Source organism: Thiorhodovibrio litoralis (genome assembly GCF_033954455.1).
Taxonomy (GTDB): domain Bacteria; phylum Pseudomonadota; class Gammaproteobacteria; order Chromatiales; family Chromatiaceae; genus Thiorhodovibrio; species Thiorhodovibrio litoralis.
The window spans coordinates 4031265-4056419 of record NZ_CP121473.1; the positions used below are offsets into that span (position 1 = coordinate 4031265).

A 25155-nucleotide genomic window follows, 5' to 3' on the forward strand; every position below is an offset into this window, starting at 1 on the left:
CATGTCCACCCCGGGAATGGCCCTGTATGACCCCCGAAGCACCCCTGCAAGGTTTTATCGACGAATGCGAGCGCGAGGAGCTGCACCTGACCCGCTTCATTCAGCCCTTCGGCCTGCTGCTGGCCGGGGATACGGGTGACGCACGTATTCGCCACGTCAGCGCCAATGCCGCCGACTGGCTGGGGAAGCCGCCTGAGGATCTGCTCGGCGTCCCACTGCCGGTCGCCATACCGGAATTTCCCCCGCAGGACCCACAAAAAACCGAGAACGCCACCGAGCGCGCGCGCTGGATGTACCCGAGCGCCGACAAGCAGCTCTTCCCCGAGCTCTACAAAGGCCCCGATGGCCCCATGGACGCGTGGTTCTCCTGTACCGACAACAACTGGGTGCTGGAGCTGGAGCATGCCCTGCCGGAGCATCAGCGTCTCAACGCCTATCGGCCGATTCCGCACCGGCTGTTTCGCATGCCCTCGAGTGACGGCGACTGGGCGGCGTATTGCCAGTTTCTGGCCGATACCTTGCGCGAGGCGAGCGGCTTCGAGCGGGTGATGATCTATCGCTTTCGCGACGACGAAAGCGGCGAGGTGATCACCGAGAGTCTGGAGCCCGGCCTTGACCCCTACCTCGGCTTGCGCTATCCGGCCTCTGACATCCCGCTGATCGCGCGCGAACTTTACCTGGCCAACGCACACCGGCAGATTCCCGACCGCGGCGCCGAGCCGGTGGCGATTGTGAGCGCACCCGCCGCGTCCAAGGCCAGCGCGCCCCAAGCGGCGACGCTCGACCTGACCCTGTCGGATCTGCGCGGCGTTTCTCCGGTCCATCTCGAATATCTGAAGAACATGGGCGTCACCGCGTCCCTGTCCTTCTCGGTCGTTCTGGGCCAGCGATTGTGGGGGCTGATCGCCTGCCATCATCGCCAGCCGCGCGATCTGCCGCTGCCGATACGCGAGCGCTGCGCGGCCATGTGCCAAGCATTTTCGCTGGCAATCTCAGGCTATCAGGGCGCGCGCCGGCTGCTTGAGCTCAGCGAAAGTGACGAAGATATCACCCGCCTGCACGAGGCCCTGCGCAAGACTGAGGAAGACGATGCCCGCGGCGAAATCGGCGCCTCAGGGCCCGCTCTGGGAACAATGCTACTGGAGTTGGTGAGTGCCAGCGGTGCCGCCCTGGTCGACGGGGACCACCTGATCCAATTCGGTCAGGCGCCGGACGAGCACGCCATCCGCGATCAGGTCAGCTGGCTGTTGAGCGAGAGCCGGGAACCGATCTTCGCGACCGATCACCTGCCCCGGCTATGCCCGGCCGCCGGCGCTGACATCGCGACCTGCAGCGGGCTCCTCGCTGTGCGGGTGACACAATTCAGCGAAGAGGGCGAGCGGCTCTTTCTGTGGTGGCGTCCGGAGCAGCCGCAAACGGTGACCTGGGCTGGCGACCCGCGCAAAAGCGCGCTCAGCGACCAGGGCCACCAGATGCTCTCGCCGCGATCGTCCTTCGAGCACTGGGTGGAAACCACCACCGGCCATTCCGAGCCCTGGTCCATCAGTGATCTGCTGCGCGCGCGCAAGTTCCGCAGCCTGCTGCTGCGCGACATCAACGCCGACCTACTATCCCCCTGAGTTCTGCGCCGCAGTGACATCGAGCCAGAGGCTCAGCTTGGCATCGAGCTCATCGAACAGAACCGGCTTGGCGAGCAAGTCATCCATACCGGCAGCCAATGCCCGTTCGCGATCCTCGGCAAAGGCGGCCGCAGTCAGCGCAATAATCGGCAGGCGACGATCGGGCTGCTGTGCCTCTTCGGCGCGTATCGCCCGCGTCGTTTCATAGCCGTCGAGCTCGGGCATGCGGCAATCCATCAGGATCAGATCGGGTGCCAAGCCCTCTTGCAGCGTGTCCAGACACTCCCGACCATTAGCGGCCTCGGCCACCCCGTAATGGAGCTTTTTCAGCAGCGCGCGCATCAGCTTGCGGTTGGTCGGCTCGTCATCAACCACAAGAATGCTGGCGCGCACCGATGCTGATTGCCTTGCCCCGTCGGCAGCGGGCGAGTGTTGGCTGGATGCGTGTCCAGCGGCAGGCTCAACCGACAGCGGCTCCAACCGCTGTTTGCTTTGCTCGTCGGACTGGCTTGGTAGTGAGGCCTCGGACTGGGTGACACGCTCGGCGGGTATCCGCACCCAGAATCGGGAGCCCTCGCCCTCCTCGCTCTCCACGCCCGCCTCGCCGCCCATCAAGCGCGCCAGTCGCTTGACAATCGACAGGCCCAACCCGGTCCCGCCGAACATCCGCGCGGTGGAACTGCCGATTTGTGAAAACGGCTGAAACAGATCCCGCTGATGATCCGCCGGAATGCCCGGGCCGCTATCGACCACGGCAAACTCGAGCATCGGGCGCTGACTGCCCGTGCGCGGCTGGCTTCCGGCAACGGTGAGCTCGCCACTTTCGATGCGCACGAAGCCGGTTTTGGTGAATTTGATTGCGTTATTGACCAGATTCGACAGCATCTGCCGCAGCCGATGCGCATCGGCGCGGTAGAAGCAGTCCGGCTCGCCGTTCCAGACCACCTCGTAGTTCAGTCCTTTATCGCGCGCCGACTCGGCAAACAGCCACTGGATCTCGCGCAGCACGGTGGTCGGCTTGAAGTGCACGGCGTCGATTTTCAGCTTGCCGGCCTCGACCTTGGACAAATCGAGAATGTCGTTCAGCAAGGTGAGCAGGGATTTACTTGAATTGAGCAAGGTATTGGCATAATCCTGACGCTCCTCATCGTCGATATCCGCGCGCATCAGTAGTTGTGCCATGCCGGTAATCCCATTGAGCGGCGTGCGGATTTCGTGACTGATGGTGGCGACGAAGCGGCTCTTGGCCATATTGGCTGATTCCGCAGCCAGTCGCGCCTGATGCAGCTCGGTCACATCGACGCGAATCCCCACATGAAAGCCATCCGGCGTGCGCCGCTCGCGCACATTGACCCAGCGCCCGTCGTCGAGTTGCTGCAGGGCCTCGAAGCGCTCCTTATGGTGATCGCGCAGGCGCTCCGCCAGCCATTCTTCCTCGCGCCCGACCGCCTCTGGATATTGTCCGCGCGAGAGACCGTAGCGAAGGATCTCTTCGAAGTTTCGCCCCGGCTCAATGATGGCCGCCGAGGTGCGGTAGAGATTGAGATACTCCTGATTACAATGCACCAGGCGGTCTTGCGGGTCGTAGACAGCAAAGCCCTCGCCAATGGTCTCAACCGCGGCTTTCAGCACAGTTTCGGTGCGACGGAGACTTTCTTCCGCCTCTTTACGCAGCTCCAGGTCAATCAGTCCGCCCAGCTCCAGCGCCGACTGGCGCTGCTCCAGCCACCAGCGGCGGCTGCGCAGCCGCACCGTCTGGCTCCAGGCATCAAAGGACTTGCGCGGGTTGATGCGCCCGTCATCGCCCACCTCGACCGGCTTGTCGGGATTGCCGCCCCAGGAAATCTCGCGCAACTGCTCGCCGCGAAACCACATCAGCGTGACATGGCTCGCGGGATCGAGCGAAAACATGGCCACGCCAGCGGCCTGCCCGGCCCATTGACTCATGTCCGGAAGATGCTCGCTGAGGCAGTCGGTGACATAGAGCGGCGACATCTCGCTGGGGCGTCGCGCGCGCAGGCCCTCCAGAATCATCAGCACCTGCGACTCCGGCGGTGTCTGCCCGCCCAGCACCACATCGCGACCGCGCACCAGGGCAACGCCGTCGGCTCCCACGGCACCGAGCAAATCCGCCCGCCCGGGACCGCGCACGATGTCGGTCAGGCGCGCGCCCTTGCGCATGGCAGCCAGCACGCGCTCACGACTCTGCTTGAGATGCTCCCGCTGCTGGCGACGGCGATCTTGCTCCGAGAGCGTGATCTGGGTGGACAAATCCTGCGCCATCCAGTCGGCTAGCTCGCGCACCGCGAGCGAGATGGGACGCGGGGCGCGATGATGGCAGGCAATCAGCCCCCACAGCTCACCATCGCGCAGCAGCGACAGCGTCAGCGACGCCGCCACGCCCATGTTGCGCATGTACTCGCGGTGCACCGGCGAGACGCTGCGCAGCAGACTGAGTGACAGGTCGAGCGACAGCCCCGCAGGCATCTCGGCGCTGGCCAGCAAGGGCGAGGGATGGTAGTCGGCATCGACAATCACCCGGGTGCGATTGAGCACGTACAAATGCCGCGCCTGGGCCGGAATGTCCGACGCCGGAAAATGCAGTCCGAGATAGGGCGAGAGATCGTGCGCCTTGGCCTCGGCCACCACTTCGCCGTGCCAGTCGACCTCATCGAATCGGTAGATCATCACCCGGTCATAGCCGGTCAGGCGCCGAAACAGCGCGGAGGCGGTCTGCAGTTTTTGCTCGAGCTGCGCCTGCGCGCGCACCGGCGCGAAACCACGCACGGCCTCCCCAAGGGCATCGCCCAAAGCATCCGGCAGGGCATCCGACTCCTTTATCGGCTCGAGCTCAAGCACGATCAGCCCCTCACCCTCGGTGGTGGAGGCCTCATGCACATAGCCGGTGAACTCACCCCGCTCGTTCGGCTCGGACCAATGAAAGGGCACCGGCTCCGTGGGCTGACAGCGAAAACACACGGCCGCATCGCGCACCAGGTCCGCCAGAGCCGGCCCCAGCGCATCGCCGAGCGCTCGCCCGAGCAAATCGGCGGCCTTCACACCCAGATGCGCCTCGGCGCTTGGCGTGGCGATGGCGATATTCAGTCCATCCAGCGTCAGTGCCAGCAGCACCCCATGCGGCTGAATCGCACCGGCCAGGTGAATGGGCTCAGCCTCGCACAGGCTAAGTTCCGTTGTTGGGGCTGTCCCAATCTCGACACGCATTGCTGTCTCCCCCCGAAGCAGCCATCGCTCGCCGCCCCTGCGCGCGACCAGCGCCCGAGCAAGGTGCGGCCAAACGAATTCCCGACCGACTGCGGATAAACTGTTATTTTTGTCTTCTTGCGCCTGACCTGCGCTCCAATGATCCCGGGTCAAGAAACGATGGACAGGCGCAGCCACAGGCAAGATAATAAGCGCTTATCAGCGATTCGCCGCACGCTGCACAGCATAATACCCAATTTTCGCATAGGAAATACAGGATTAGGGCCTGCAATGGTCAGCGCGCGACGCGACAGAACAAGCGCCCGTAGCTCAGTTGGATAGAGTACAGCCCTCCGAAGGCTGGGGTCACAGGTTCGAATCCTGTCGGGCGCGCCAATTCAGTCAGCCGATTCAGTCAGTCGATTCAGGCAGCTGATTTAGGCAGTGGGCCAGCTGGCAATCATCTCCCCTCTCTGTACCTGACTTTATCGTGACGCGGCATCCAAGGCCGGGTAACGCCCACGGGCGACCGCCGGGAAGCCCCCCCCCTTTAGGCTTCCCGGCAGGCTTCCCAGCGGCCTCCTGCCACTTGTGAGACCCCCGCGACCGCGTTAACCGGGCCCAAGACCAAAAGCTCCTTTGTGACGGCTATACCTGAGGCGCGGCCTGTTATGATCCGCCAAGAGCTGCGGTGGTTGCATGCTGGCATCCAGTAGCTCCTACTGGCACCCGTTGGCCAAGCCGCCAAGTTTTCATCCGATTGAGGAAACACTGATGACCATTCGATCCTACTTAGTGCTCTTTGGCCTGATACTCCCCGCCGGGGTTCTTGCCCAGGGCTTGGTCGGGCAACTCAAGGAAGGCGCGAGCGAAGCTGTCACCGCCGTGGGTGTCGCGGGCAGCGGCGCGGTGAAAGCAGTCGGCGAGGCTGCTGGTCAGGCCACCGGCGCGGTGCAGGGCACCATCGACTCCGCCAAGCAGAGCCTGGGCAACGAAGCAACCCCCGAGGAGACGCGGGAAAAGCTTGATCAGATGGCCGCAACCACACTCGAACGGCTGTTTACCGACCACCCCGAGAGCCATGAGCTGTTCGAGCGCAGCGTGGGCTATGCAGTGTTTGACAGACGCGAGGCGAGTTTCTACGTCGTTGCCGGCTACGGACGTGGCGTTGCGGTTGACCGCGAAACCGACGCGCGCACCTACATGAAAATGGCCACCACCGGTGCCGGAGTTGGTTTTGGTCTCGGTGGCTTTGCCTCCCAGGTTGTCATCCTGTTCGAGACCAGCGCCGGTTTTGAGCAGTTCATTCATCAGGGACTCGACGCATCGGCCAAGATCGGCACCATGACGGGTGATCAAACAGACCAACTTAACCTGCGCTTCGATAACGGCAAGGCCGTATTCGTGCTCACCGGAAAGGGCTGGAAGATCGCCGCCCAACTGACGGGAACGCGTTATTGGCCAGACAAGCTTCTTGATAGCGATTGAGCCTTACCGGCATGGGTCGCATGACGCATTCCGCCCTTGGCCGTTGCCGTTCAAGCTCAGATCAGCTGTTGTGCAGCCTGATGTCCCCGCGCTCATGCCCGAGCCACGCGAACTTCTCAAACTCGCCGATCAGTGCGTCAAGTGCGGTTACTGCCTGCCTGCCTGCCCGACCTTTCGCCTACAGCATAGCGAGGCGGAATCGCCGCGGGGCCGCATCGCGCTGATCCAAGGCTGGCTGTCGCAGGAGCTCGCGCCCACGGCAACGCTGTTTCAGCATCTCGATCAGTGCCTCGAATGCCGCGCATGCGAGGCCGCCTGCCCCTCATTGGTGCGCTTTGGCACCCTGATGGACGGCGCGCGCATGATTCGCCAGCGGCGGCGCCCCTGGTGGCAACGCAGGCCGCGACAACTCTGGCTTGGCGCACTTAGCCAGCCAGGCTGGCTGGCGGTCTTTGCCTGGTTGGGAGCAGCCCTGCGGCATCTGGGCCTGTGGCGCTGGCTCGAGCCACGCTGGCCAGGGCTGGCGCTGATGCAGCGTCTGGGACAAACCCTGCGCGCGTCGCGCCAACCACAGGGTCTGGCACGTCACCCCCAAGCACCCGCAAACCAGCAGCAAGCAGACGCGATCGCCGATAACCGCGCGGAGACTGCTTCGCAACAGGCGGCAGAGCTGCCTGAAAGAGCGCCGCCCCAGCCACCCGTGGCGCTGTTCCTCGGCTGCATCGCGCGCGGCACCCAGGGCGCGACCATCGATGCCGCGCGGCGGCTCTTAGACCAGCTCGGCATTGCCTATCAAGAGCCAGCGCAGCAAGGCTGCTGCGGCGCCTTGCAGCGTCATCATGGCTTTGCCGCCGAGGCCGATCGTCAGCGCGCGCACAATGCCGAGGCCTTTCGCGGCCTGACAGTAGTGGGCTTCGCCAGCGCCTGCGTGCTCGAATTACAGGGCGACGCAGGCATCGACGCACAAGAGATTTGCGCCTTTCTGGCCGACTCGCGCGCGCTCGCCCAGGCGAGCCCGCGCCCCCTCCCGGCGCGCGTGCTGGTGCACGAGCCCTGCTCTCAGCGCTTGTTAGCCGGCGGGGCCAGCGCCATCTATCGGCTACTGGGGCAGATTGCGGACCTGGTGGTGGAGCCCTTGCCGGGAAACGACAGTTGCTGCGGCGCGGCCGGCACCTATCTATTGGAGCATCCGCGCACCGCGCTGGCGTTGCTCGCGCCCAAACTCGAAGCCGTGCGCACGCGCCACCCCGATTATGTGGTCACCACCAACAGCGGCTGCGCTCTGCACCTTTCTGGCGGCTTGGCGGCCGCCGGGCTGGACATTCCGGTACTGCACCCGATTGAATTGCTCGAGCGCCAACTCCGGCATCAGGGCGCATCGCCTCAGCCTCACCACCGACCGACGCCCAAGGCACCCGGATTCGCCGGCCCAAAGCCGAAAATGCAGATGCCATCGGTATAATCGCTCCTGACCAGGGCCGAGCCAGAGCCAGAGCCACAGCCCGAGAAGCATCCGACCAGCAACTTAAAACCGCAGCACCGTCCCCTATTTGCACGATGAATAATTCAGCTTCACACCACCATCCCATCGACCGGGCGATTCTGCAATTCGATACCGCCCTGCGCACCCTGTTTGGCAAGCCGAGCGTGACCGAGCGTGACAACCCGGCTCAGGCGTTTCCCGAGATTGAGCTCAGCGGCGATGAGCGCCAGCATGCCGGGCGCCTGATGCGCGTCAACCACACCGGCGAGGTCTGCGCCCAGGCACTCTACCAGGGCCAGGCGCTAACCGCGCGCGACTCCGACGTACGTGCCCGGTTCGAGCGTTCGGCGCAGGAAGAAAACGACCACCTCGCCTGGTGCGATCAGCGCCTGCATGAGCTCGGCAGCCGCAAGAGTCTGCTGAATCCGTTGTGGTACGGCAGCTCACTGACGCTTGGCGCCGTCGCCGGGCTCAGCGGTGACAAATGGAGCCTGGGCTTTGTGGTGGAAACGGAGAATCAGGTGGAAGATCACCTGGCCGAGCACATCGAGCGCCTGCCGATCGCCGACCAGCGCAGCCGCGCGATTCTCGAGCAGATGAAGCGCGACGAAATCCACCATGCCAATGTCGCCCGAGATGCCGGCGCAGCCGAACTCCCCACTCCAGTCAAATGGGCGATGAAGGCGGTGTCCAAGGTCATGACGCGCGGCGCTTATTGGGTTTAGGCTGAGCCTTTAACTGGCGACACGGGCAGGACGAAACCGTTCTCTGACCAATTAACTGAGAGTAGAAGAACTTACCCTCGCATCTGCACATTTCCCCCGTCTGGTTCAAACTGCCGGCCAATATTGATTGGCGAGGCGGCGCGATGAACCTGCACGAGATCACCCTGCGTCTGGTCGCCCCGGATGAAGGGCCGCGCTTCAAAGCCCTGCTCGATGCGCACACTACCTGGGCTCGGCAGCAAAGATCGGTCATACCCTCTGGTACGTCGCCCTCTGGCGGGATCAGTGGCTGGCGTTGCTGGTACTCAGTGCGGCGGCCTGGAAGTGCGCCGCCCGTGATCGCTGGATCGGCTGGGATCGGCGTTACCAGTTCGACCGTCTGCATCTGATCGCTAACAACGCCCGCTTTCTGATTCTGCCCCAGTGGCATGCCCCGAATCTTGCCTCTCGGGTGCTGGGGTTGTGCGAGCAGCGTGTTGGCGCCGATTGGCAGGCGCGTTTCGGGTATCCGCTGTGGCTGCTGGAGACCTTCGTCGATCCGCGTCGGTTTACCGGCACCTGCTATCGCGCCGCCAATTGGCTCGAAGTCGGCCAGACACGCGGTTACCGACGCACGCGCGCCGGCTACAGCGACCGGCCCGATGGCGCCAAGCTCGTTTTTGTCCGCCCCTTGATCGCGCATGCCCAGGCACGCCTGGCCCATCCAAGGCTTGATCCCCTGTACCACTACCGGCGCAAGAGCGCACGCGCGCGCAAGGGCAATCCCTATGTCCGACGGATTCTCTGCGAGGCCGCCCATGCGGCCAGCCGCACCCGCTATGCGTTGGCTGAGAAGTTCAAGGTCTTGCTCGTTCGTCGTGGGCGAAAACGGGCTATCTTCGCGCTGGCCCACAAAATTCTGAAAATCGTCTTCGTGTTGATCCACCGTGGCGATTATTACCGGGATGCCACGGTCAACTACGAAGCCATCAGCGTTGAACGCAACGCACCGCGTTGGATTCGGATGCTCAGGAAGTACCACTACATTCCAGCCTAAGCCGCCGCGACAATCCTTTTTTTTCAGGCCGCCAAGCGGTCAGCGGGTGGTTTGTCTCAAGCTACCTGCATCTTTCACGGTAACAGCTCACGTCGGCTAGAAAGGATTTGCCGCGGTGGTCAATGCTCATCAGCTTGGCAAACCTTGCCAACAGCGGTAGCCTTGCCCCATGAGCACAATGAACATTTCCCTCCCCGAGCCCTTGCGGGTCTTCGTTGACGAACAGGTCGCCAACCGCGGCTATGCCAGTGGCAGCGAGTATCTGCGTGAATTAATCCGCGCCGACCAGGATCGCCAGCATCTGCGCCAATTGCTCCTCGAAGGCGCCCAGTCGCCTTCCACAGTGACCGCCGATGCCGCCTACTTCGCCCGTCTGCGCGAGGGTCTGATCACCGGCGCGAACGCGTGAAGCGCAAACCGGCCGTCCTGCGTGCGCGGGCCGACGCCGACATTGAGGCGGCCATTGCCTATACCCGCACTGCGCATTCCCCAACCACCGCCCTGGCGTTGCTTGACGCCCTCGAACAAGCCTTCGTGCTCCTCGGCGAACAGCCCGGGGTCGGCTCGCCGCGCTACGCGGAACTCCTCGACCTGCCTGGCCTGCGCGTCTGGTCGCTGTCCGGCTACCCTTATCTGGTGTGCTATCTTGAGCGCGCCGATCACCTCGATATCTGGCGCGTTCTTCATGCGAAGCGCGACATCCCCACCTCGCTGCGCGACCCGGACTCAGAGATAGGGTGACGGAATCGCCCGCCGTCGCCGGGGTGTCGGCTTCAGCGGTGGGGTGATGGTGTTGGTCAGGCCGGTCGCTGGCCTGCGCTGGCTCATCGGTTTCTCAGGCAAGGCATCCACCCGCCGATTCAGCGCCAGGCCCATTGCAATCAGTCCGTACAACCCCGCATAGGCATACACCCGGCAATCCAAGGCTTCGTTGCGCCGGTTGTCCGGCTTCGACCAGAACTGCTGGGCGAAGCCATTGACGTAGCGGGTTCGCTTACGCTCAGCGGTCAGCTGCTCGAAATACTGCGCATCGCGATCCAGCGGGAAGTGCGTCGTTCCCGCGCCGGGCGGTGTCTTCTTTAGCCGCGCGAGGATCGCCTCCTTGGCCGCATCGACGCCAACGGAGAACAGATTCACCTTGGCCACACGGGAATTTGGGTTGCTTTGGCACTCATTCCTCTGGCAGGACAGGTCGGCCGGACGTGGTCCAGCGCTCAATTTCCCGGCTCAGATTGCGGCCGTAGTAGATCTCCATCATCTCCCGACGCACTAGCCGCTGAATACGCTGACGCTCCTTATCGGACAAATCGGCGGCATTGATGCAGAACAGGTAATCGTCCAGGCGAAAATCATTCACCACCATCTTGGTGTGGAATAGATTCTCCTGATACACGTTCACATCGATCATCTGATAGCTGTTCTTGGTATCACGCGACAGATAGTTCTGGATGGAACTGATATTGTGATCGATGAAATGCTTACGGCCTTTCACGTCGCGGGTAAAGCCGCGCACCCGGTAGTCCATGATGACAATATCGGATTCAAGCGCGTGAATCAGATAATTCAGCGCTTTTAGCGGTGAGATCAAGCCGCAGGTGGATACATCGATATCTGCACGAAATGTGCTAATCCCATTGTGCGGGTGGCTTTCCGGGTAGGTATGGACCGTTATATGGCTCTTGTCGAGATGTGCCACCACGGCTTCAGGCAAAGGGCCGGGGGTCGCGGAATTACTGATGCTCTCCCCGCCTGGATGCTCCTCGGCGATCAGCATAGTGACGGACGCACCCTGGGGGTCATAGTCCTGGCGCGCCACATTGAGCACATTGGCACCGATGATACTTGCGACTTGGGAGAGGATGGCCGTCAGGCGCTCGGCGTTGTAGGCCTCGTCGATATAGGCAATATAGGCCTGGCGCTGCTCGGGCGAGTCCGTATAGCAGACATCATAGATATTGAAGCTCAGAGACTTCGTCAGATTGTTGAAGCCATGCAGCTTCAGACGCTTCAATGACTGCGGCATCGCTCCCCTCCCAAAAAGAGCGCGAACGTTACTCCCCCCGGCGCTGGGAAGCAACAGATTCCATCAGCCTTCCGGGCATCCCGTTAGAGGCCCGGGTTGGCCATCCCTTCGCCGCCGGCTCTTAGCGACCCCAATGAGGCCTCGGTTTTGGGCCGGGTGACGGGTGCGGGGGTGTTCGATCGCCCTACTCTGATCGGGCGACGCGATCGCAAGCCTACAGGGACGTATTCACGGCGCCCCCGCGACCGTCACGCGGTCCAAAACGAACCACAAGTCCAAGCTTGTCCCGACAACCCGCATCAGGCCGCGCGAATTTCAAAATCGTGCGTCACCTCGGCGCTCGCGCCCAGCATGATCGAGGCCGAGCAGTACTTTTCGGCACTGAGCTTGATCGCGCGCTCAACATGACGTTCGCTCAGGTCATGGCCGGTGACGATAAAATGCGCATGGATGCGGGTGAAAATTTTCGGGTCCGTCTCGGCGCGCTCTGCCTCAAGCTCGACCACACAGTCGGTCACCTGCTGGCGGGCACGGCCCAGAATCAGCATCACGTCGAACTGCGTGCAGCCGCCCATGCCGAGCAACAGCATTTCCATCGGCCGCACACCGAGGTTGCGCCCGCCGAACTCCGGCGGACCATCCATAACCAGCGCATGGCCAGATTCCGACTCGGCCATCATCGCCACACCTTCGATCCACTTCACACGCGCCTTCATCAGCCGACTCCAATATTAAAAGACAATGAAACAGAGTGTTCTCGCAGTCAAAACGCACGCTCGATGCCTTGTTCCATGAAAGACCCCGCTGCTTAGGTATATACTTTGACGGACTCCTTGCAGATGACCATCACCTAAGATTCCGCATGAGACCGATCCATCCAACCCCCAGGAATCGCGATGTCAGCGTACGTTCCTCCGCGCGAGCCTGACTGGCTTGCTCCTTTTCTTAGCTATTGCCATGTCAAGAGCTACCCCAAACGCATCGATGTCCTGCGGCCCGGCACCTCGGCCGAGACCATGTATTACCTGATCGATGGCTCGGTAGCGGCTTTGATCGAAGACGACGACAATCACGAAATTACCCTCGCCTACATCAACCATGGCGAGTTCATCGGCGAGATGGGGCTTTTCACCTCCCAACCGCTGCGCTCGGTGACTGTGCGCACCCGCGTACCCTGCCGCATTGCCGAGATTTCCTACCAACGACTCAGCCAGCTGCTCGAACGCGAGCTCAAACCCCACGCGACCGGGCTGCTGTTTGCCATCGGCCGTCAGCTCTCATCGCGGCTGCGCCAGACCAGCCGCAAGGTCGGCGATCTGGCCTTTGTCGATGTGGCCGGACGCATTGCCAGCGCGCTGCTTGACCTGTGCAAACAGCCCGATGCCATGACGCACCCAGACGGCATGCAGATTCGCATCACCCGCCAGGACATCGGACGCATGGTCGGCTGCTCGCGCGAAATGGCCGGCCGGGTGTTGAAATCGCTTGAACAAGAAGGCGTCCTCAGCGTTTCAGGCAAAACCATCGTGGTGTTCAATACCCGTTAGCAAGGTCTCGCCGCACTTAGTCCCGCAGCTCTCAGGTCCCCCTCGCACTCAGGCCCCGACCGTTATCAGGCTCCGCAGCTCTCAGGCAAAAAGGGTCTGCAACTGGGCACCCGGCTCAGACGCACGCATAAAGGCCTCGCCCACCAGGAAGGCATGGATGCCTTGCTCCCGCATCAGGCGAACATCGTCTCGGGTATGTATACCACTTTCGGTCACTAGCATGCGCCCTTGCGGCACCTGCTCGCGCAAGGCCAGGGTGGTCTCGAGTCGCACATCAAAACTGCGCAGGTCGCGGTTGTTGACACCCAGGACGCAAGCCTTCGGCAGCTTCAGTGCGCGCTCAAGCTCCGCGGCGTCATGGACTTCGACCAGCACATCGAGCTCAAGCTCCAGCGCCAGCGCGGCGAAGTCTTGCAACCGGGCATCGTCGAGACAGGCGGCGATCAGCAGCACGCAGTCCGCACCCAGCACGCGGGATTCCGTGATCTGATAGGGATCAATGATGAAATCCTTGCGCAGTGCGGGCAGATCGCAGGCCGCGCGGGCTTGCTGTAGATAGGCGTCCGCACCCTGAAAGAAATCCTGGTCGGTCAGCACCGACAAACAGGTCGCGCCGCCGGCCGCATAGCTCTTGGCGATGTCGGCGGGGACGAAATCCTCGCGCAGCACGCCTTTGCTCGGGCTGGCTTTCTTGACCTCTGCGATGACCGCCGCACCGCCGGCGTTAATGCACGCATCCAGCGCGGCAGCAAACCCGCGTGGCGGGTCGAGCTCGGACAATTGGGTGATTAGCTCATTGAGCGGCCGACGCGCGGAGCGCTCGGCTACTTCGCTCACCTTGCGCGCGACAATGGTCTTTAGGATGTCCGGTGTTTCCATATCCATGCCGCGGTTAGAAGCTCTGGGTCAGCTTGACCAGGGCATCGAGCCGGGCCTTGGCCGCGCCGTCCGCCAGGACTTTTTGCGCCTGCTCGACCCCCTCACGCAAGCTCGCGGTGCGTCCGGCGACATAAATGGCCGCGCCCGCATTTAAGGCAACGATGTCGCGCGCAGGGCCGGGTTTATTCTCAAGCGCAGCGCGCAGCAATTCCAGGCTGGCTTCCGGTCCATCGACCTGCAGCCCGTCGAGCGGGGCTGTTGTCAGGCCGACGTCCTCCGGATTGAACTCGGAGTCCTTGATGCCCTGATCGCTCAGCTCGGCCACTCGGGTGGGCGCGCCGATGCTGATTTCATCGAGCCCGTCGTGCGAATGCACCACCATGGCATGGCGCGCGCCCAGGCGCTGCAGCACCTCGGCCAGGGGCACGACCAATGCATCGGAGAAGACACCAAGCACCTGATTGGGCACCCCGGCCGGATTAGTCAGGGGCCCCAGCACATTAAAGAGCGTGCGCACCCCAAGCTCCCGGCGCGGGCCGATGGCATGTTTCATCGCCGTGTGATGAGCGGGCGCGAACAAAAAGCCCACGCCCACTTCGCGCACGCAGCGCAGGACCTGATCGGGCGTTAGATCGAGCCGCACGCCGGCCGCCTCGAGCACATCGGCGCTGCCAGAGCGCGATGAGACCGACCGATTGCCATGCTTGGCGACATGGCAGCCGGCCGCCGCTGCGACAAACATGCTTGCGGTCGAGATATTGAACAGCCCGGCGCAATCACCCCCGGTACCGACGATATCGACCGTAAAATCCAAACCGGACACATCCACGCCCAGCGCCAGCTCGCGCATCACAGCGGCGGCGGCGGCGATTTCCTCGGTGCTCTCGCCCTTCATGCGCAGCGCAACCAGCATGCCGGCAACCTGCGCGGTGGTGGCGGCACCGGTCATGATGGCGCGCATGACCGAGGTCATCTGTTCCGCGTCCAGATCCTGGCCGTCGATTACCTGGGAAATGGCTTGTTTAATATCCACTGGACTGAACTCCTCCGCATCACTGGAGCTGTTATCGCAAATGTTGTAAGCGCAAATTCACGCTGAATTTCGATTTCGGGTCATTGCGGCCCCGGTCTCCGGGATTAGGGGACCCAACCCCGCCAGACCGCAAGCCGCATTCAGGACTCGAGAAAATTTTTCAGCAGCTCGTGTCCCTGCTCGCTTGAGATGGATTCCGGATGGAACTGCACCCCTTCGATCGGCCAGTCGCTATGGCGCACGGCCATAATTTCATCGCGGGTCCCCTTGTGCTCGCCATCAGCGTGCGCGGTCCAGGCCGTCACCTCCAGGCAGTCGGGCAAGCTGTCGGCCGCGATCACCAGCGAATGATAGCGCGTCGCAGTCAGCGGATTAGCAAGCCCGGCAAAAACACCCTGCCCTGCGTGATGAATGGGCGAGGTCTTGCCATGCATCACCTCGCGCGCCTTCACGATCTGCCCGCCAAAGGCCTGGCCGATTGACTGATGCCCCAGGCAGACCCCCAGCACCGGCAGCCGACCAGCCGCGGCCTCGATCAGCGCCACCGAAATCCCCGCCTGATCCGGCGTGCAGGGCCCAGGCGAAATGAGGATACGCTCGGGGTTTAGCGCCAGCGCCTGCTCAACGTCAATCTCGTCGTTGCGCACGACCTTGACCTCCGCCCCCAACTCGCCAAGGTATTGCACCAGGTTGTAGGTGAAGGAATCGTAGTTGTCGATCATCAGCACCATGGCATCAAGACCCTTCGCATCGGTGATATCGCCTGTTTTCGCTGCCGCTATTCTAGCAGGAGACAGTGCCTCCATACTCCCAATCGGCTAAGGTTCATGGTGCGGCACCACCCCGGAGGATGAATCTGCTGTTTCACAGTAAACTTGCCCCAGGACCACCGACGGAAACAAAGGGTTCGAGTTCTTTCAACGGCTCGCGCCAATAAGAGACTGACCATGGCCCAATGAATCCCCCATTTGTAGATTGCGCATGGAACAGAACAAGAAGCATCCCTTAGTGCATCGGCCCAGTGCGGAAATCGCCACGCGGGGCCGTCGAACCAGTCGGGTCATGGCGACGGTGACCAGAGACATCCTGGCGCGTGCCCAGGCGCTCAGTGCGGCTCGCTTCCCCATCGGCGAGTATCTGCTGCGCGAGCAGGACTATCGGCAAATCCTGGACTGGGCGGATCACCTCAGCATGGAGCCGGAGGCCGTCATACAGCACCTTGCTCGTAGCCGTAAGATACTTAGTGCCTGACCGAAAACTCGATTTTTTGACAATCCCTTGCCGGAGCCAGCAGCGGAAAGCACGGTTAGTCTACGGCTTTTCTTTGCTGGCAGCGGCGCGGACGCGCTTATTGCGAATAATTCTCATAAATGGCAAGCTCCAGACAGACAACCCCCTGGGACCGCTTGGCAGCGCCCCGCGGAATCGCTTCAGGCGGCGCGTTTTAGGCGCTCGCGTTTGCGTCGCTGGCGCTCAGCCTCCGCATCGCGGGCAATCAGGACGGCCCCAAGGCGATGGATGTTGCGCCCCAGCACCGCAAGAGCGACATAGCGCTCGAAGCCCTCTTCGCCATGGTCGGGACAGCGGTCAAGACCATGGGCTTCTAAGGCGTTGATCGCCGATTCGACCGCCGAGTGCTGGCGTTTGCGCCGGCGGAATTCGGGATCCTGTTCGCGTTCAAGTTCGGCGGCGTTGCACTTGCCTTTCTTGGGCAACACCGGGAAGTCGATGACCTCGGCGAGCTGCTTTTGGTTGCTGGGACTGTGGAAGCCTTTGTCGAAACTGAGGCTTTTGATGCGCGGGTAGCAGGCGCTCAAACGGGTGGCGATGGGCACCGCGACTTGATCGTCGGTTTCGCCGAACATCACCCGATGGTGAAGGATAAAGCCGAACTGATCCTCGCTGATGGCCACACGCACGCCGAGCTCCACCGGGGTGCCGGCCTTGCCTTTAGCGATCCATTCGGTATGGGGCTCAAAGATAGAGAAGACTTTCTCCTCATGAGGAATGCGCTCGCTCTGCAGGACGCGACGCTCGATCTGGTCAATGAGCAGCTCGGCATAGGCGATGCAGTCATCGAGCAGGGTGAATTGTTCAGCCGGGACTGGACAGCTCAACCGGGGCCGATGATCCTTTTGGTGACTAGAGCGATCACCAGCGCTCTTCGTCGGAATCAAGGCGTCCGTATGGATGAGCTGATCGGCCACTAGGGCAAGTATCGCAAGCTCACGCCGACAGCTGCGAGGTTGCCGGACGACAGCCGAGGTCCTGATGAATCATCTCAATGCCGCTTGGGGTGCGAGTAAAATCCCGCGACTCCTCTCCTATCTGGACGACGTCACATGTTTCTTGATTCTTTCCATGCCGACGAAGCTGGCGCCATCCGCATCTCCGCTGCGCAGGGCAGCGCCTTCGCCAAAGATGTCGCGGGTGATTTCAATCCGATCCACGATGCTGACAATCCGCGCTTCTGCGTTCCGGGTGATCTCCTGTTCGCGCTGGTACTGGTAAAGCATGGGGTCGCCAGCCGCATGGAGCTTCGTTTTACCGGGATGGTCGGTGCGGACGTTCCGGTCGCTTTCATCGCGAGGGATGAAGGCGTGACGGTCATCGACGCTGCGGGTAAGTCCTGTCTGGAAGTCGCATCCAGCGGCCCGGTCAGCCGAGATCGCAGCCTGGTCGAGTCGCTGGTGCGCAGTTATGTGGCCTTTTCGGGCCAGAATTTCCCGCATATTCTGGTGCCGCTGATGGAAACGCACGCAGTGATGATCAACCCGGAGCGGCCGCTGGTGATCTATGAGCGGATGTCATTCGAGCTCGACCGGCTGGATAGCGAGCAATTGGACGTGACGCTGGTCGACAGCCAATTGAATGTCACGGGCCGCCGCGGCGAGGCGCGGTTGGAATTTCGACTCAGCGCCGATGCCGAGCCGGTCGGCCGGGGTGCAAAAACGCTGCTGCTGAGCGGCTTGCGTGCGCATGACACCGCCGCCTTGCAGGGATTGGTGGAGCGTTATGAACAGCGCAAGGCGGGATATCTGGCCGCTGCTCAGGTTGCCTGATCTCAGGCTTTGTGCGTAGCTGCGCTTGTCATCATGGCCCATCCGCTGGAAACGTCCAAGTCACCCGGCCGGTCTTGACCAGCTCCCGCCCCGGCTGCCCCAACTTTTTGCCGTAACGGATCAATTCGATCAGATCGGAGCTCACCTGCGGATTGGTGGTGAAGTAGGAGTGGCCGAACAGGTCCGTGCGCTTACCCTCGTAGGAAATCAGGTCGATGCGCCCGACGGCCTCGAAATAGCGCTGGGCACTTTCAGGGATGTCCTCGGTGCGGAGCTGACCGACGCGGTTGCGACTGCGGAACAGGATGCGGGAAACCAGCAGGGCGCGGTCCTCCGGCGAGGCGTAAATGGTCAAGCGGCCACTGAGCGCGCGCGGCAGCCGCCCCTCGGGCCAGACCGTCATCAGCTCCGGATCGGAGAGGAAGCCGGTGATCTGCTGAGCGGCGATATCGACGTCGATGTCCGGCGACAGCAGCACCAGATTGTCGATTTTGTAAAGATCCACAGGCTCCTTGCCGGCGGCGATGGCCTCCGTCACCAGTTCGCTCACGGCGCGCAAGGTTAGGGCCGTGCCGCGGCTGTGGGCAAGGATTTGCAGCCGCTCGAGCCCCGGGGTACTCGCGAGGGTGCGGATGGTCTTCTTGAGATGCGCGACTGCGTAATCGGCCGATTCTGTGGTGGTGGTGTAGGAGATCAGGAAGTTGCCGGTGGTGGAGGCCGGCCAGGTGAAGAAGGCGCAGGCCTGCTCGCGGCCGAGGAAGTGGCATAGCTCCGCAGCAGTAAAGGCCGCGGTGGCGAAGGTCTCGTTGAAACCGTGCACGTAGAGCATGAGCTCTTTCTTCGGCACCGCAGCAAGCCTGCGCTCCACCTCGCCCTGAAGCGCAGCCTTGGCATTGAAATGGCGCGCAAGCTCAGCACGGTCGCGCAGGACCTTGCCGTCGTCGCCCCTGATCACCGAGTAGGGCTCTTCCGGATAGACCCCCAACTCCCGCACCTGACCGAGTTCAAGATTGACCTCCTCGGTGCGCTCCGCAAGCTGGCTCTGCTCGCGAAGCGTGTTCCAGCCCAACGCCGGGACCATCTGTACCTGGGCGGAGCCGAAGGCGATGTGCCGGGCACGTCCTTGGCCGTAAGGAAGCGGCGTCTCGTCCTTGGCTTGCGCCTCGAGCTCTGCGGGCGTTGGCGGAGCGCGGTCGGTAACATAAAGGAGATCAATGTCCTGACTTTGCGCGAGACCCTGACGCGCCTCCACGGCCGGCTCGAACACCGCCTGGCCGCCTGGAAGCTGGTACAGGGTCGGGGTCGGCATCAGTTGGCGCGCGCTGCTGGCGCAGCCGGCAAGCAGGGCAGCGGTCAGCAGCGCGCTACCGAGCTTAAGGACAGGTTGTTGCATAAGATGGTCTCGGGCGTTAGTCGTTCTTGATGAGCGAACCATGACGGCGGAAAAAGGTATCCTGAATAAAAGTTATCCGGAATTGTCTTTGGGGTCTAGTTGACGGGGTCGGATCGCCGACTGCGAGCTCCCCGTCCATGGTCGCCATGCGCTGATGGTTCATAATTTGCGCAGAAGTATTAACCTGACCGACAGCTGCCGAGCGCCAAGTGACGACTGCATTGATCGGCGGTATGATGCGGCGTGACAGTGTGGCGATAACATTGAGCAGGTGTCGCCACGACACCATTGCAGAGTCCACTCCAAGGTCAAGGCTCGAGCAGCCATGCCATGATCTCCAGCAGCAATTCGCCCGCGTCGACAATCGACCCAGATTCGCACGGAACGCCCGCGGCGCCTTCCGGTGAAACGCCGGCGTCCGCCCCCGGGGATGCTCGAGGCCAAGGGCCTGCGGTTGCCCTCTCGCCGCTGCAGCAGGCCCTGCGCCAATTCGTCCAGACCCATCCCGGACTCACCACCCGGGCCCTTGCCGAGGCCTTTGGCCTGCCGCCACCGCAGTGCGCGGAACAATGCGCACTGCTGCGGGACGCTGGACAATTTGTCTGCCAGCCCGATGCGCGCTGGTACGCAGCCGCTGCTGACCAACACACACAGGACCGCGAACTTCCGGCCAATCTCGACCCCCGACATCTGGCCATGCTGTTCGAGCAGTCGCTCGATGGGCTGTTTTTTATGATGCTCGACGAGCCGGTCCGCTGGGACGACGACGTCGACAAGGAGCAGGTGCTTGATCAGGTGTTCGAGCATCAGCGCACGACCCATGTCAACGACGCCATGTGCCGGCAGTACGCCGCCCAGCCGCAGCAATTGCTTGGCCTGCGACCGGGGGACTTCTTCGCCCACGATCTCGCCGAAGGGCGGCGCCAATGGCGCCGTCTGTTCGACACCGGCCGGCTGCACACCGAAACCGACGAGCGCCGCTTTGACGGCACCCCGATTTTCATCGAGGGCGACTACCGCTGCCTGTACGATCACCACGGACGGATTCTCGGCCATTTCGGCGTGCAGCGTGACATGACCGAGCGCAAGCTCGCTCAGCGGCAACTCGCCGAGAGCGAGGCGCGGCTGCAGGACATTATCGCCAGCACCGCGGATTTTATCTGGGAAGTCGACACCCAAGGCCGCTTCCGCTTTGTCGCCGGTCAGGTCGAGGAACTGCTCGGTTATCGCTCCGAAGAGCTGCTCGGCAAGACGCCGTTCGAGCTCATGGACCCGGACGAAGCCGCGCGCATTCAGGCCGTTGTCGAAAGTGCGCGGGTTGAGCGCCGCGCGCTTGGCAAGCACCAGAATTGGCTCAACGCCAAGAATGGCGACAAGCGCTGCTTTGCTTTTGCCGGTGTGCCCATGTTTGACGACCATGGCCAGGTGACCGGCTTTCGTGGTCTTAATCGCGATATTACCGAGCGAAAACGCAGCGATGACGCACTGCGCCACTCCGAACAGCGCCTACGGATGCTGTTTGAGATGTCGCCCGAGAGCATCTTGATTCTCGACCCCGAGACCACCCTGCCACTGCATTTCAACCGCGTCGCCCATGAGCGTTTGGGCTATAGCGCCGAAGAGTTCGCGCGGGTGCCGATTGCCGAGTACGACGCCACCGAGGACGCCAGGGACGTGCGCACCCATGTCGAGAAGATTCGCAAGCATGGCCGCGACGACTTCGAGACCCGGCATCGCTGTCGCGACGGCCGCCTGCTGAATATCATCGTCTCGGTACAGTCGACGGAGATCGACGGACGCCCGGTGCTCTATGCGATGTTCCGCGACGTGACCGAGCTGCGCAGCCTGAGTGAGCGACTGGTGCTTGCCACCAGCGCCGGCGGCATCGGGATTTGGGCGTGGACAATCAACGCCAGCACTCTGTCCTGGGATGAGCAGATGTATCGGCTGTATGGTCTGCCACCCGGTGATGGCGAGGAGCCTTACGCGCGCTGGCTGCTCGCGCTGCATCCCCAGGATCGCCCGCGCATGGAGCGCGAGGTGCAGCAAGTGCTTGAGACCGGGGTCGATCTGAACTCGGAATTCCGCATCCTGATTGGGGATGAGGTCCGCTGGCTGCGTGTCGCCGCGCATCTGGTGCGCGACACCGCAGGCCGACCGATCAAAATGATCGGCTGCAATTGGGACGTGTCCGAACCGCATCAGGCAGAGGAACGCATGGCCCGCAGCGAGGCTCAGTTTCGCGGCGCCTTTGCGATTGCCCCCAACGGAATGGCATTGGTCGATGCCGAGGGCCGCTGGCTGCAGGTCAATCAGGCACTGTGCGAAATGCTTGGCTACAGCGCCGCAGAGCTGCTGGCGCTCGATTTTCAGTCCATTTCCCACCCCGATGACCTGGCCGCCGATTTTGTCTATCTCGATAGTCTGCTGAGCGGTCGGGCCGATCAGGTCCAGATCGACAAGCGCTATCTGCACAAGACGGGGCACGATATTCCGGTTCTCGTCAGCGCCTCGGCGGTGCGAGACGACCAAGGCGAGCTGTCCTTTATGGTGGCCCATTTGCTGGACCTGAGCGAGCGGCGCGCAAGTGAAGCCGCCATGCTCGCCGCCAAGGAGGCGGCCGAGGCGGCCAATCGCGCTAAAAGCGAGTTCCTGGCCAACATGAGCCACGAAATCCGCACGCCGCTCAATGCCATGATCGGTCTGACCGAGCTGACCCTCGACACCGAGCTCGACCAGCGCCAGCGCGACTATCTCAGTAAGGTCCGCCAGAGCTCGCGCGCCCTGCTCGGTATTCTTAACGACATTCTGGACTACGCCAAAATCGAGGCTGGGCGGATCGAACTGGACCAGGCCCAATTTCGCCTTGAGGAACTGCTCGAGCAGCTCAGCGCACTTTTTTCCAGCGCCGCCGACAGCAAAGGGCTGGAGCTGTTCTACCGGATCTCGCCCGAGGTGCCGCGCGAGCTGATTGGCGACCCCATGCGCATCGGACAGGTCCTCAACAACCTGGTCGGCAACGCGGTGAAGTTTACCGAGCAGGGCAGCGTCGAGTTGTCCATCGGCGTCGCACACGAGCATGAAGACCGCATCGAGCTTAAGTTCGCGGTACGCGATAGTGGTATCGGCATGGCACCCGGCATCGTTCAGCGCCTGTTTCAGGCCTTCACCCAGGCTGACAGCTCCATCACCCGCCGCTACGGCGGCACCGGGTTGGGCCTGACCATCAGTCAACGGCTAGTCCTGCTGATGGGCGGTAGCATCCAGGTTGAAAGCGAAGAAGGCCATGGCAGCGTGTTTCGCTTCAATTCCTGGTTCAAGCTTCCAGCAAGCACTCCGCAGCGCGTCGGCGCGCCTCCCCGCCCACTTGAACAGCGCCATGTGCTGATCATCGACGATCGGCCAGTCGCCCGCCGCTTGCTGGCCGACATTCTCACATCCTGGCGCATGGAGGTCACCGAGGCCGATTCTTGCCATTCGGCCACCCGCGCGCTGGCCCAGGCCACTGCCGACGGCAAGCGGGTCGATATCGTCATGCTCGATATCCGCAGCTGCCAGGCATGTCATGAATGCAAGGTGACTGATACGCCACCTGCCAAGCGCGGCATAGCACCGAAAATGTTCGGCGCCCCAGCCACGCCGATCATCCTGCAGGTGAGCTGTGCCGAGCACTCCGAGCTTCTGACCCAAGCCAGCGCCGCCGACCTGCCCCAGCTGTTGGTCAAGCCCGTCACGCCCTCGGCGCTGTTTGACGCCATTGCCAGCATGACGGTCGATGCATCTGAAACCGACAGGGCCAATGCACTCGCCAATAAGACCGCCAATGCACAGCTGGTCGAAGCCCCAGCTGAAGCCGGGGCAAGCATGCGTGGCAAGCGCATTCTGGTGGCGGAGGACAACCCGATCAATCAGATGGTCGTGCGGGAGCTTCTGACCAAGGCGGGGTATCAAGCCGTCATCGCCGGAAATGGCCGCGAAGCGGTGGATCTTGTCTGTTCGCAGCCCTTCGATGCCGTGCTGATGGATCTGCAGATGCCGATCATGGACGGTTTCAGCGCCACCGCGGCAATTCGCGCGCAACACCCAAAGCTGCCGATCATTGCGCTAACAGCGGCCGCCTTCCCGGCTGATCGCGAACGCTGCCTGGCAGCCGGCATGAACGACCACCTTGGCAAGCCGATTCAACCCAAGCGGCTGATCGAAGCGCTCACTCATTGGATCGAATCAGCACCCGAGACGTCAGCGCATGCACCCGCGGAGGCGGCCATTCCTGTTGAGCAGATTGATCAGCTGCGCGAGCTATTGGTTGAAAACGACTATGTTCCTCCCGAGCTACTGGCCGACCTGCGTGACAATGCCCCGCCTCAGATACAACAGGCGGTCGCCAACATCGAGCATGCACTGGCACAATTCGACTATGAAGCAGCTCTAAAAGCGCTCGATCGGCTTCTCGCATCCGCCGAGTCCGGCACCGCGAAGGCCGGGCCAAAGTGATTTAGAGCAAGGCGTGATTCACGGCAACAGCAAGTCGCGACTCCAGGCATGGCACAGCTCAGCACAGTGTGCCCAAGCCCAAGTGCCGTGGATATGCACGTCGCCTAGATAATCTCCAGATCCCGACAATCTCCAGCAAGGCCTACAGAATCCGATGCGGCAGGACACCATGATTTCCAACGCCTCTGTTTTAATCGTCGATGACGTACCAGCCAACATCCAGTTGCTCGCCGAAGCGCTGAAATCCGACTATCGCCTGCGCATCGCCAATCATGGCGCCAAGGCGCTCGAGATCGTCAACTCCGAGACGCCGCCCGACCTGATTCTGCTCGACATCATGATGCCCGGCATCGACGGCTATGAAGTCTGCCAAAAGATCAAAGAGAACCCGCGCACCAGCAATATCCCGATTATCTTCGTCACCGCCAAGAGCGATGTCGATGATGAAGCCTATGGCCTGAACCTTGGCGCCGTCGACTATATCCCCAAGCCGTTTCACTTTCCCGTGGTGCGCGCCAGGGTCAAGACGCACGTCAACCTCAAGCTCAAGACCGATCTGCTTGAGAACCTGGCGCTGATCGACGGCCTGACATTCATTCCCAATCGGCGCCGATTCGACCAACTACTCATCCAGGAATGGGACCGCGCGCGCCGCGAGAGCCAATCGCTGGCGCTGGCGATGATCGACGTGGATCACTTCAAGGCTTACAACGACCACTATGGCCATGGCGCCGGTGATGACTGTCTGCGCAAGCTGGCCGGCGCGCTCAAGCGCAGCTTGCAGCGGCCGGGAGATGTGGTCGCGCGCTATGGCGGCGAGGAGTTCGTCCTGCTGCTTCCCAATACCGACGAATCCGGCGCCTGCGCCACAGCCAAGCGCGCCAGCGATGCCGTGTCAGAGATGAAACTGCCGCATGAGCGCTCGGGCACTGCCGATCATGTCACCATCAGCATTGGCATCGCCGCCACCCATCCGCAAAACGGCGGGCAGGAGGCCCTGCTGAAAGCCGCCGATGACGCGCTTTATGACGCCAAAGGTGCCGGGCGCAATCAGCTGGCCAGCATCACTGTTTAGGTTGATTTTACAATCAGACAGACAACGGCCCGTCACAGACTCAGTTTGGCGATTCGCTCAAGATCAACCACCACTCCGACACCTGTTCGGGATT

19 protein-coding genes, 1 tRNA gene and 3 pseudogenes are annotated in these 25155 nt (G+C 62.3%); 14 read left to right on the top strand and 9 right to left on the bottom strand.

The window, feature by feature from the left end; all coding sequences use genetic code 11:
* The first annotated feature begins 26 nt into the window (after positions 1 to 26).
* On the top strand, positions 27 to 1619 hold the full coding sequence (locus Thiosp_RS18320) for a GAF domain-containing protein (RefSeq protein ID WP_201069371.1): 1593 nt from the start codon (positions 27 to 29) through the stop codon (positions 1617 to 1619).
* Here the strand turns inward: Thiosp_RS18320 and Thiosp_RS18325 are convergent.
* A complete protein-coding gene (locus Thiosp_RS18325; RefSeq protein ID WP_201069370.1) occupies positions 1608 to 4844 on the bottom strand; it encodes an ATP-binding protein in 3237 nt (1078 codons plus the stop codon). The genes Thiosp_RS18320 and Thiosp_RS18325 overlap by 12 nt on opposite strands.
* Positions 4845 to 5142: 298 nt before the next feature.
* Here Thiosp_RS18325 and Thiosp_RS18330 point away from each other — a divergent pair.
* The 8 genes and pseudogenes from Thiosp_RS18330 to Thiosp_RS18365 all read left to right on the top strand — a co-directional run bounded on the left by Thiosp_RS18330 (position 5143) and on the right by Thiosp_RS18365 (position 10296).
* Positions 5143 to 5219 (top strand) — tRNA-Arg (locus Thiosp_RS18330).
* 378 nt (positions 5220 to 5597) lie between these two features.
* Positions 5598 to 6311, top strand: coding sequence for a lipid-binding SYLF domain-containing protein (locus Thiosp_RS18335; RefSeq protein WP_242519067.1), 714 nt, complete (start codon positions 5598 to 5600; stop codon positions 6309 to 6311).
* A 94-nt stretch (positions 6312 to 6405) separates the two neighbouring features.
* On the top strand, positions 6406 to 7773 hold the full coding sequence (locus Thiosp_RS18340; protein WP_201069369.1) for a (Fe-S)-binding protein: 1368 nt from the start codon (positions 6406 to 6408) through the stop codon (positions 7771 to 7773).
* A gap of 95 nt (positions 7774 to 7868) precedes the next feature.
* Positions 7869 to 8519, top strand: a complete 651-nt coding sequence (gene coq7, locus Thiosp_RS18345) for a 2-polyprenyl-3-methyl-6-methoxy-1,4-benzoquinone monooxygenase (protein WP_201069368.1) — start codon at positions 7869 to 7871, stop codon at positions 8517 to 8519.
* A 244-nt stretch (positions 8520 to 8763) separates the two neighbouring features.
* Positions 8764 to 9066 (top strand): annotated as a pseudogene (locus tag Thiosp_RS18350) (Druantia anti-phage system protein DruA); the annotation flags it as partial.
* A gap of 183 nt (positions 9067 to 9249) precedes the next feature.
* Positions 9250 to 9555 (top strand): annotated as a pseudogene (locus Thiosp_RS18355) (IS110 family transposase); the annotation flags it as partial.
* 178 nt (positions 9556 to 9733) lie between these two features.
* The gene (locus Thiosp_RS18360) at positions 9734 to 9964 is read left to right on the top strand and encodes a type II toxin-antitoxin system ParD family antitoxin (RefSeq protein WP_323696597.1); all 231 of its coding nucleotides are present in this window, start codon (positions 9734 to 9736) and stop codon (positions 9962 to 9964) included.
* Positions 9961 to 10296, top strand: a complete 336-nt coding sequence (locus tag Thiosp_RS18365; RefSeq protein ID WP_201069366.1) for a type II toxin-antitoxin system RelE/ParE family toxin — start codon at positions 9961 to 9963, stop codon at positions 10294 to 10296. The genes Thiosp_RS18360 and Thiosp_RS18365 overlap by 4 nt, the downstream gene beginning before the upstream one ends.
* On the opposite strand, the gene Thiosp_RS18370 is transcribed toward Thiosp_RS18365, so the two are convergent.
* The 3 genes from Thiosp_RS18370 to Thiosp_RS18380 all read right to left on the bottom strand — a co-directional run bounded on the left by Thiosp_RS18370 (position 10282) and on the right by Thiosp_RS18380 (position 12294).
* A complete protein-coding gene (locus Thiosp_RS18370) occupies positions 10282 to 10692 on the bottom strand; it encodes a terminase gpA endonuclease subunit (protein WP_201069365.1) in 411 nt (136 codons plus the stop codon). The genes Thiosp_RS18365 and Thiosp_RS18370 overlap by 15 nt on opposite strands.
* Before the next feature lie 34 nt (positions 10693 to 10726).
* On the bottom strand, positions 10727 to 11578 hold the full coding sequence (gene speD / locus Thiosp_RS18375; protein WP_201069364.1) for an adenosylmethionine decarboxylase: 852 nt from the start codon (positions 11576 to 11578) through the stop codon (positions 10727 to 10729).
* Positions 11579 to 11877: 299 nt separating this feature from the next.
* The gene (locus tag Thiosp_RS18380) at positions 11878 to 12294 is read right to left on the bottom strand and encodes an OsmC family protein (RefSeq protein ID WP_201069363.1); all 417 of its coding nucleotides are present in this window, start codon (positions 12292 to 12294) and stop codon (positions 11878 to 11880) included.
* Between the two features lie 180 nt (positions 12295 to 12474).
* On the opposite strand from Thiosp_RS18380, the gene crp reads away from it, so the two are divergent.
* Positions 12475 to 13125, top strand: a complete 651-nt coding sequence (gene crp / locus Thiosp_RS18385) for a cAMP-activated global transcriptional regulator CRP (protein ID WP_201069362.1) — start codon at positions 12475 to 12477, stop codon at positions 13123 to 13125.
* A gap of 81 nt (positions 13126 to 13206) precedes the next feature.
* Here the strand turns inward: crp and trpC are convergent, their stop codons facing one another.
* From trpC to Thiosp_RS18400, 3 genes are all read right to left on the bottom strand, one after another.
* Positions 13207 to 14010 carry an indole-3-glycerol phosphate synthase TrpC gene (trpC, locus tag Thiosp_RS18390; RefSeq protein WP_201069361.1) on the bottom strand — a complete coding sequence of 268 codons (804 nt, stop codon included), beginning with the start codon at positions 14008 to 14010 and terminating at the stop codon, positions 13207 to 13209.
* A gap of 7 nt (positions 14011 to 14017) precedes the next feature.
* On the bottom strand, positions 14018 to 15037 hold the full coding sequence (gene trpD, locus Thiosp_RS18395; protein WP_201069360.1) for an anthranilate phosphoribosyltransferase: 1020 nt from the start codon (positions 15035 to 15037) through the stop codon (positions 14018 to 14020).
* Between the two features lie 140 nt (positions 15038 to 15177).
* Positions 15178 to 15768: an anthranilate synthase component II gene (locus Thiosp_RS18400; protein WP_201069397.1), complete on the bottom strand. Its 591-nt coding sequence runs from the start codon at positions 15766 to 15768 to the stop codon at positions 15178 to 15180.
* A gap of 331 nt (positions 15769 to 16099) precedes the next feature.
* Between Thiosp_RS18400 and Thiosp_RS18405 the strand changes: the two genes are divergently transcribed.
* Positions 16100 to 16288: a hypothetical protein gene (locus Thiosp_RS18405; RefSeq protein ID WP_201069359.1), complete on the top strand. Its 189-nt coding sequence runs from the start codon at positions 16100 to 16102 to the stop codon at positions 16286 to 16288.
* A 179-nt stretch (positions 16289 to 16467) separates the two neighbouring features.
* Here Thiosp_RS18405 and Thiosp_RS18410 read toward each other — a convergent pair.
* Positions 16468 to 17163: pseudogene (locus Thiosp_RS18410) on the bottom strand (ISNCY family transposase); the annotation flags it as partial.
* Positions 17164 to 17379: 216 nt separating this feature from the next.
* Between Thiosp_RS18410 and Thiosp_RS18415 the strand changes: the two are divergent.
* The gene (locus tag Thiosp_RS18415) at positions 17380 to 18099 is read left to right on the top strand and encodes a DUF3581 family protein (RefSeq protein ID WP_201069357.1); all 720 of its coding nucleotides are present in this window, start codon (positions 17380 to 17382) and stop codon (positions 18097 to 18099) included.
* Positions 18100 to 18130: 31 nt separating this feature from the next.
* Here the strand turns inward: Thiosp_RS18415 and Thiosp_RS18420 are convergent, their stop codons facing one another.
* Positions 18131 to 19492 (bottom strand): alpha/beta hydrolase, encoded by a 1362-nt coding sequence (locus tag Thiosp_RS18420; RefSeq protein ID WP_201069356.1) that lies wholly within the window; start codon positions 19490 to 19492, stop codon positions 18131 to 18133.
* A 330-nt stretch (positions 19493 to 19822) separates the two neighbouring features.
* On the opposite strand from Thiosp_RS18420, the gene Thiosp_RS18425 reads away from it, so the two are divergent.
* On the top strand, positions 19823 to 23986 hold the full coding sequence (locus tag Thiosp_RS18425) for a PAS domain-containing hybrid sensor histidine kinase/response regulator (RefSeq protein WP_201069355.1): 4164 nt from the start codon (positions 19823 to 19825) through the stop codon (positions 23984 to 23986).
* A 169-nt stretch (positions 23987 to 24155) separates the two neighbouring features.
* Positions 24156 to 25061 (top strand): diguanylate cyclase domain-containing protein, encoded by a 906-nt coding sequence (locus Thiosp_RS18430; protein ID WP_201069354.1) that lies wholly within the window; start codon positions 24156 to 24158, stop codon positions 25059 to 25061.
* Positions 25062 to 25155: the final 94 nt, after the last annotated feature.

Bases quoted from the DNA above. Each gene is read 5' to 3' on its own strand.
- coq7 (WP_201069368.1), top strand. From the start codon at position 7,869: ATGAATAATTCAGCTTCACACCACCATCCCATCGACCGGGCGATTCTG.
- trpC (WP_201069361.1), bottom strand. From the start codon at position 14,010: ATGGATATGGAAACACCGGACATCCTAAAGACCATTGTCGCGCGCAAG.
- Thiosp_RS18415 (WP_201069357.1), top strand. From the start codon at position 17,380: ATGTTTCTTGATTCTTTCCATGCCGACGAAGCTGGCGCCATCCGCATC.
- crp (WP_201069362.1), top strand. From the start codon at position 12,475: ATGTCAGCGTACGTTCCTCCGCGCGAGCCTGACTGGCTTGCTCCTTTT.
- Thiosp_RS18325 (WP_201069370.1), bottom strand. From the start codon at position 4,844: ATGCGTGTCGAGATTGGGACAGCCCCAACAACGGAACTTAGCCTGTGC.
- Thiosp_RS18340 (WP_201069369.1), top strand. From the start codon at position 6,406: ATGCCCGAGCCACGCGAACTTCTCAAACTCGCCGATCAGTGCGTCAAG.
- Thiosp_RS18360 (WP_323696597.1), top strand. From the start codon at position 9,734: ATGAACATTTCCCTCCCCGAGCCCTTGCGGGTCTTCGTTGACGAACAG.
- Thiosp_RS18335 (WP_242519067.1), top strand. From the start codon at position 5,598: ATGACCATTCGATCCTACTTAGTGCTCTTTGGCCTGATACTCCCCGCC.
- Thiosp_RS18405 (WP_201069359.1), top strand. From the start codon at position 16,100: ATGGCGACGGTGACCAGAGACATCCTGGCGCGTGCCCAGGCGCTCAGT.
- Thiosp_RS18380 (WP_201069363.1), bottom strand. From the start codon at position 12,294: ATGAAGGCGCGTGTGAAGTGGATCGAAGGTGTGGCGATGATGGCCGAG.
- Thiosp_RS18320 (WP_201069371.1), top strand. From the start codon at position 27: ATGACCCCCGAAGCACCCCTGCAAGGTTTTATCGACGAATGCGAGCGC.
- Thiosp_RS18430 (WP_201069354.1), top strand. From the start codon at position 24,156: ATGATTTCCAACGCCTCTGTTTTAATCGTCGATGACGTACCAGCCAAC.
- Thiosp_RS18420 (WP_201069356.1), bottom strand. From the start codon at position 19,492: ATGCAACAACCTGTCCTTAAGCTCGGTAGCGCGCTGCTGACCGCTGCC.
- Thiosp_RS18425 (WP_201069355.1), top strand. From the start codon at position 19,823: ATGATCTCCAGCAGCAATTCGCCCGCGTCGACAATCGACCCAGATTCG.
- Thiosp_RS18400 (WP_201069397.1), bottom strand. From the start codon at position 15,768: ATGGTGCTGATGATCGACAACTACGATTCCTTCACCTACAACCTGGTG.
- speD (WP_201069364.1), bottom strand. From the start codon at position 11,578: ATGCCGCAGTCATTGAAGCGTCTGAAGCTGCATGGCTTCAACAATCTG.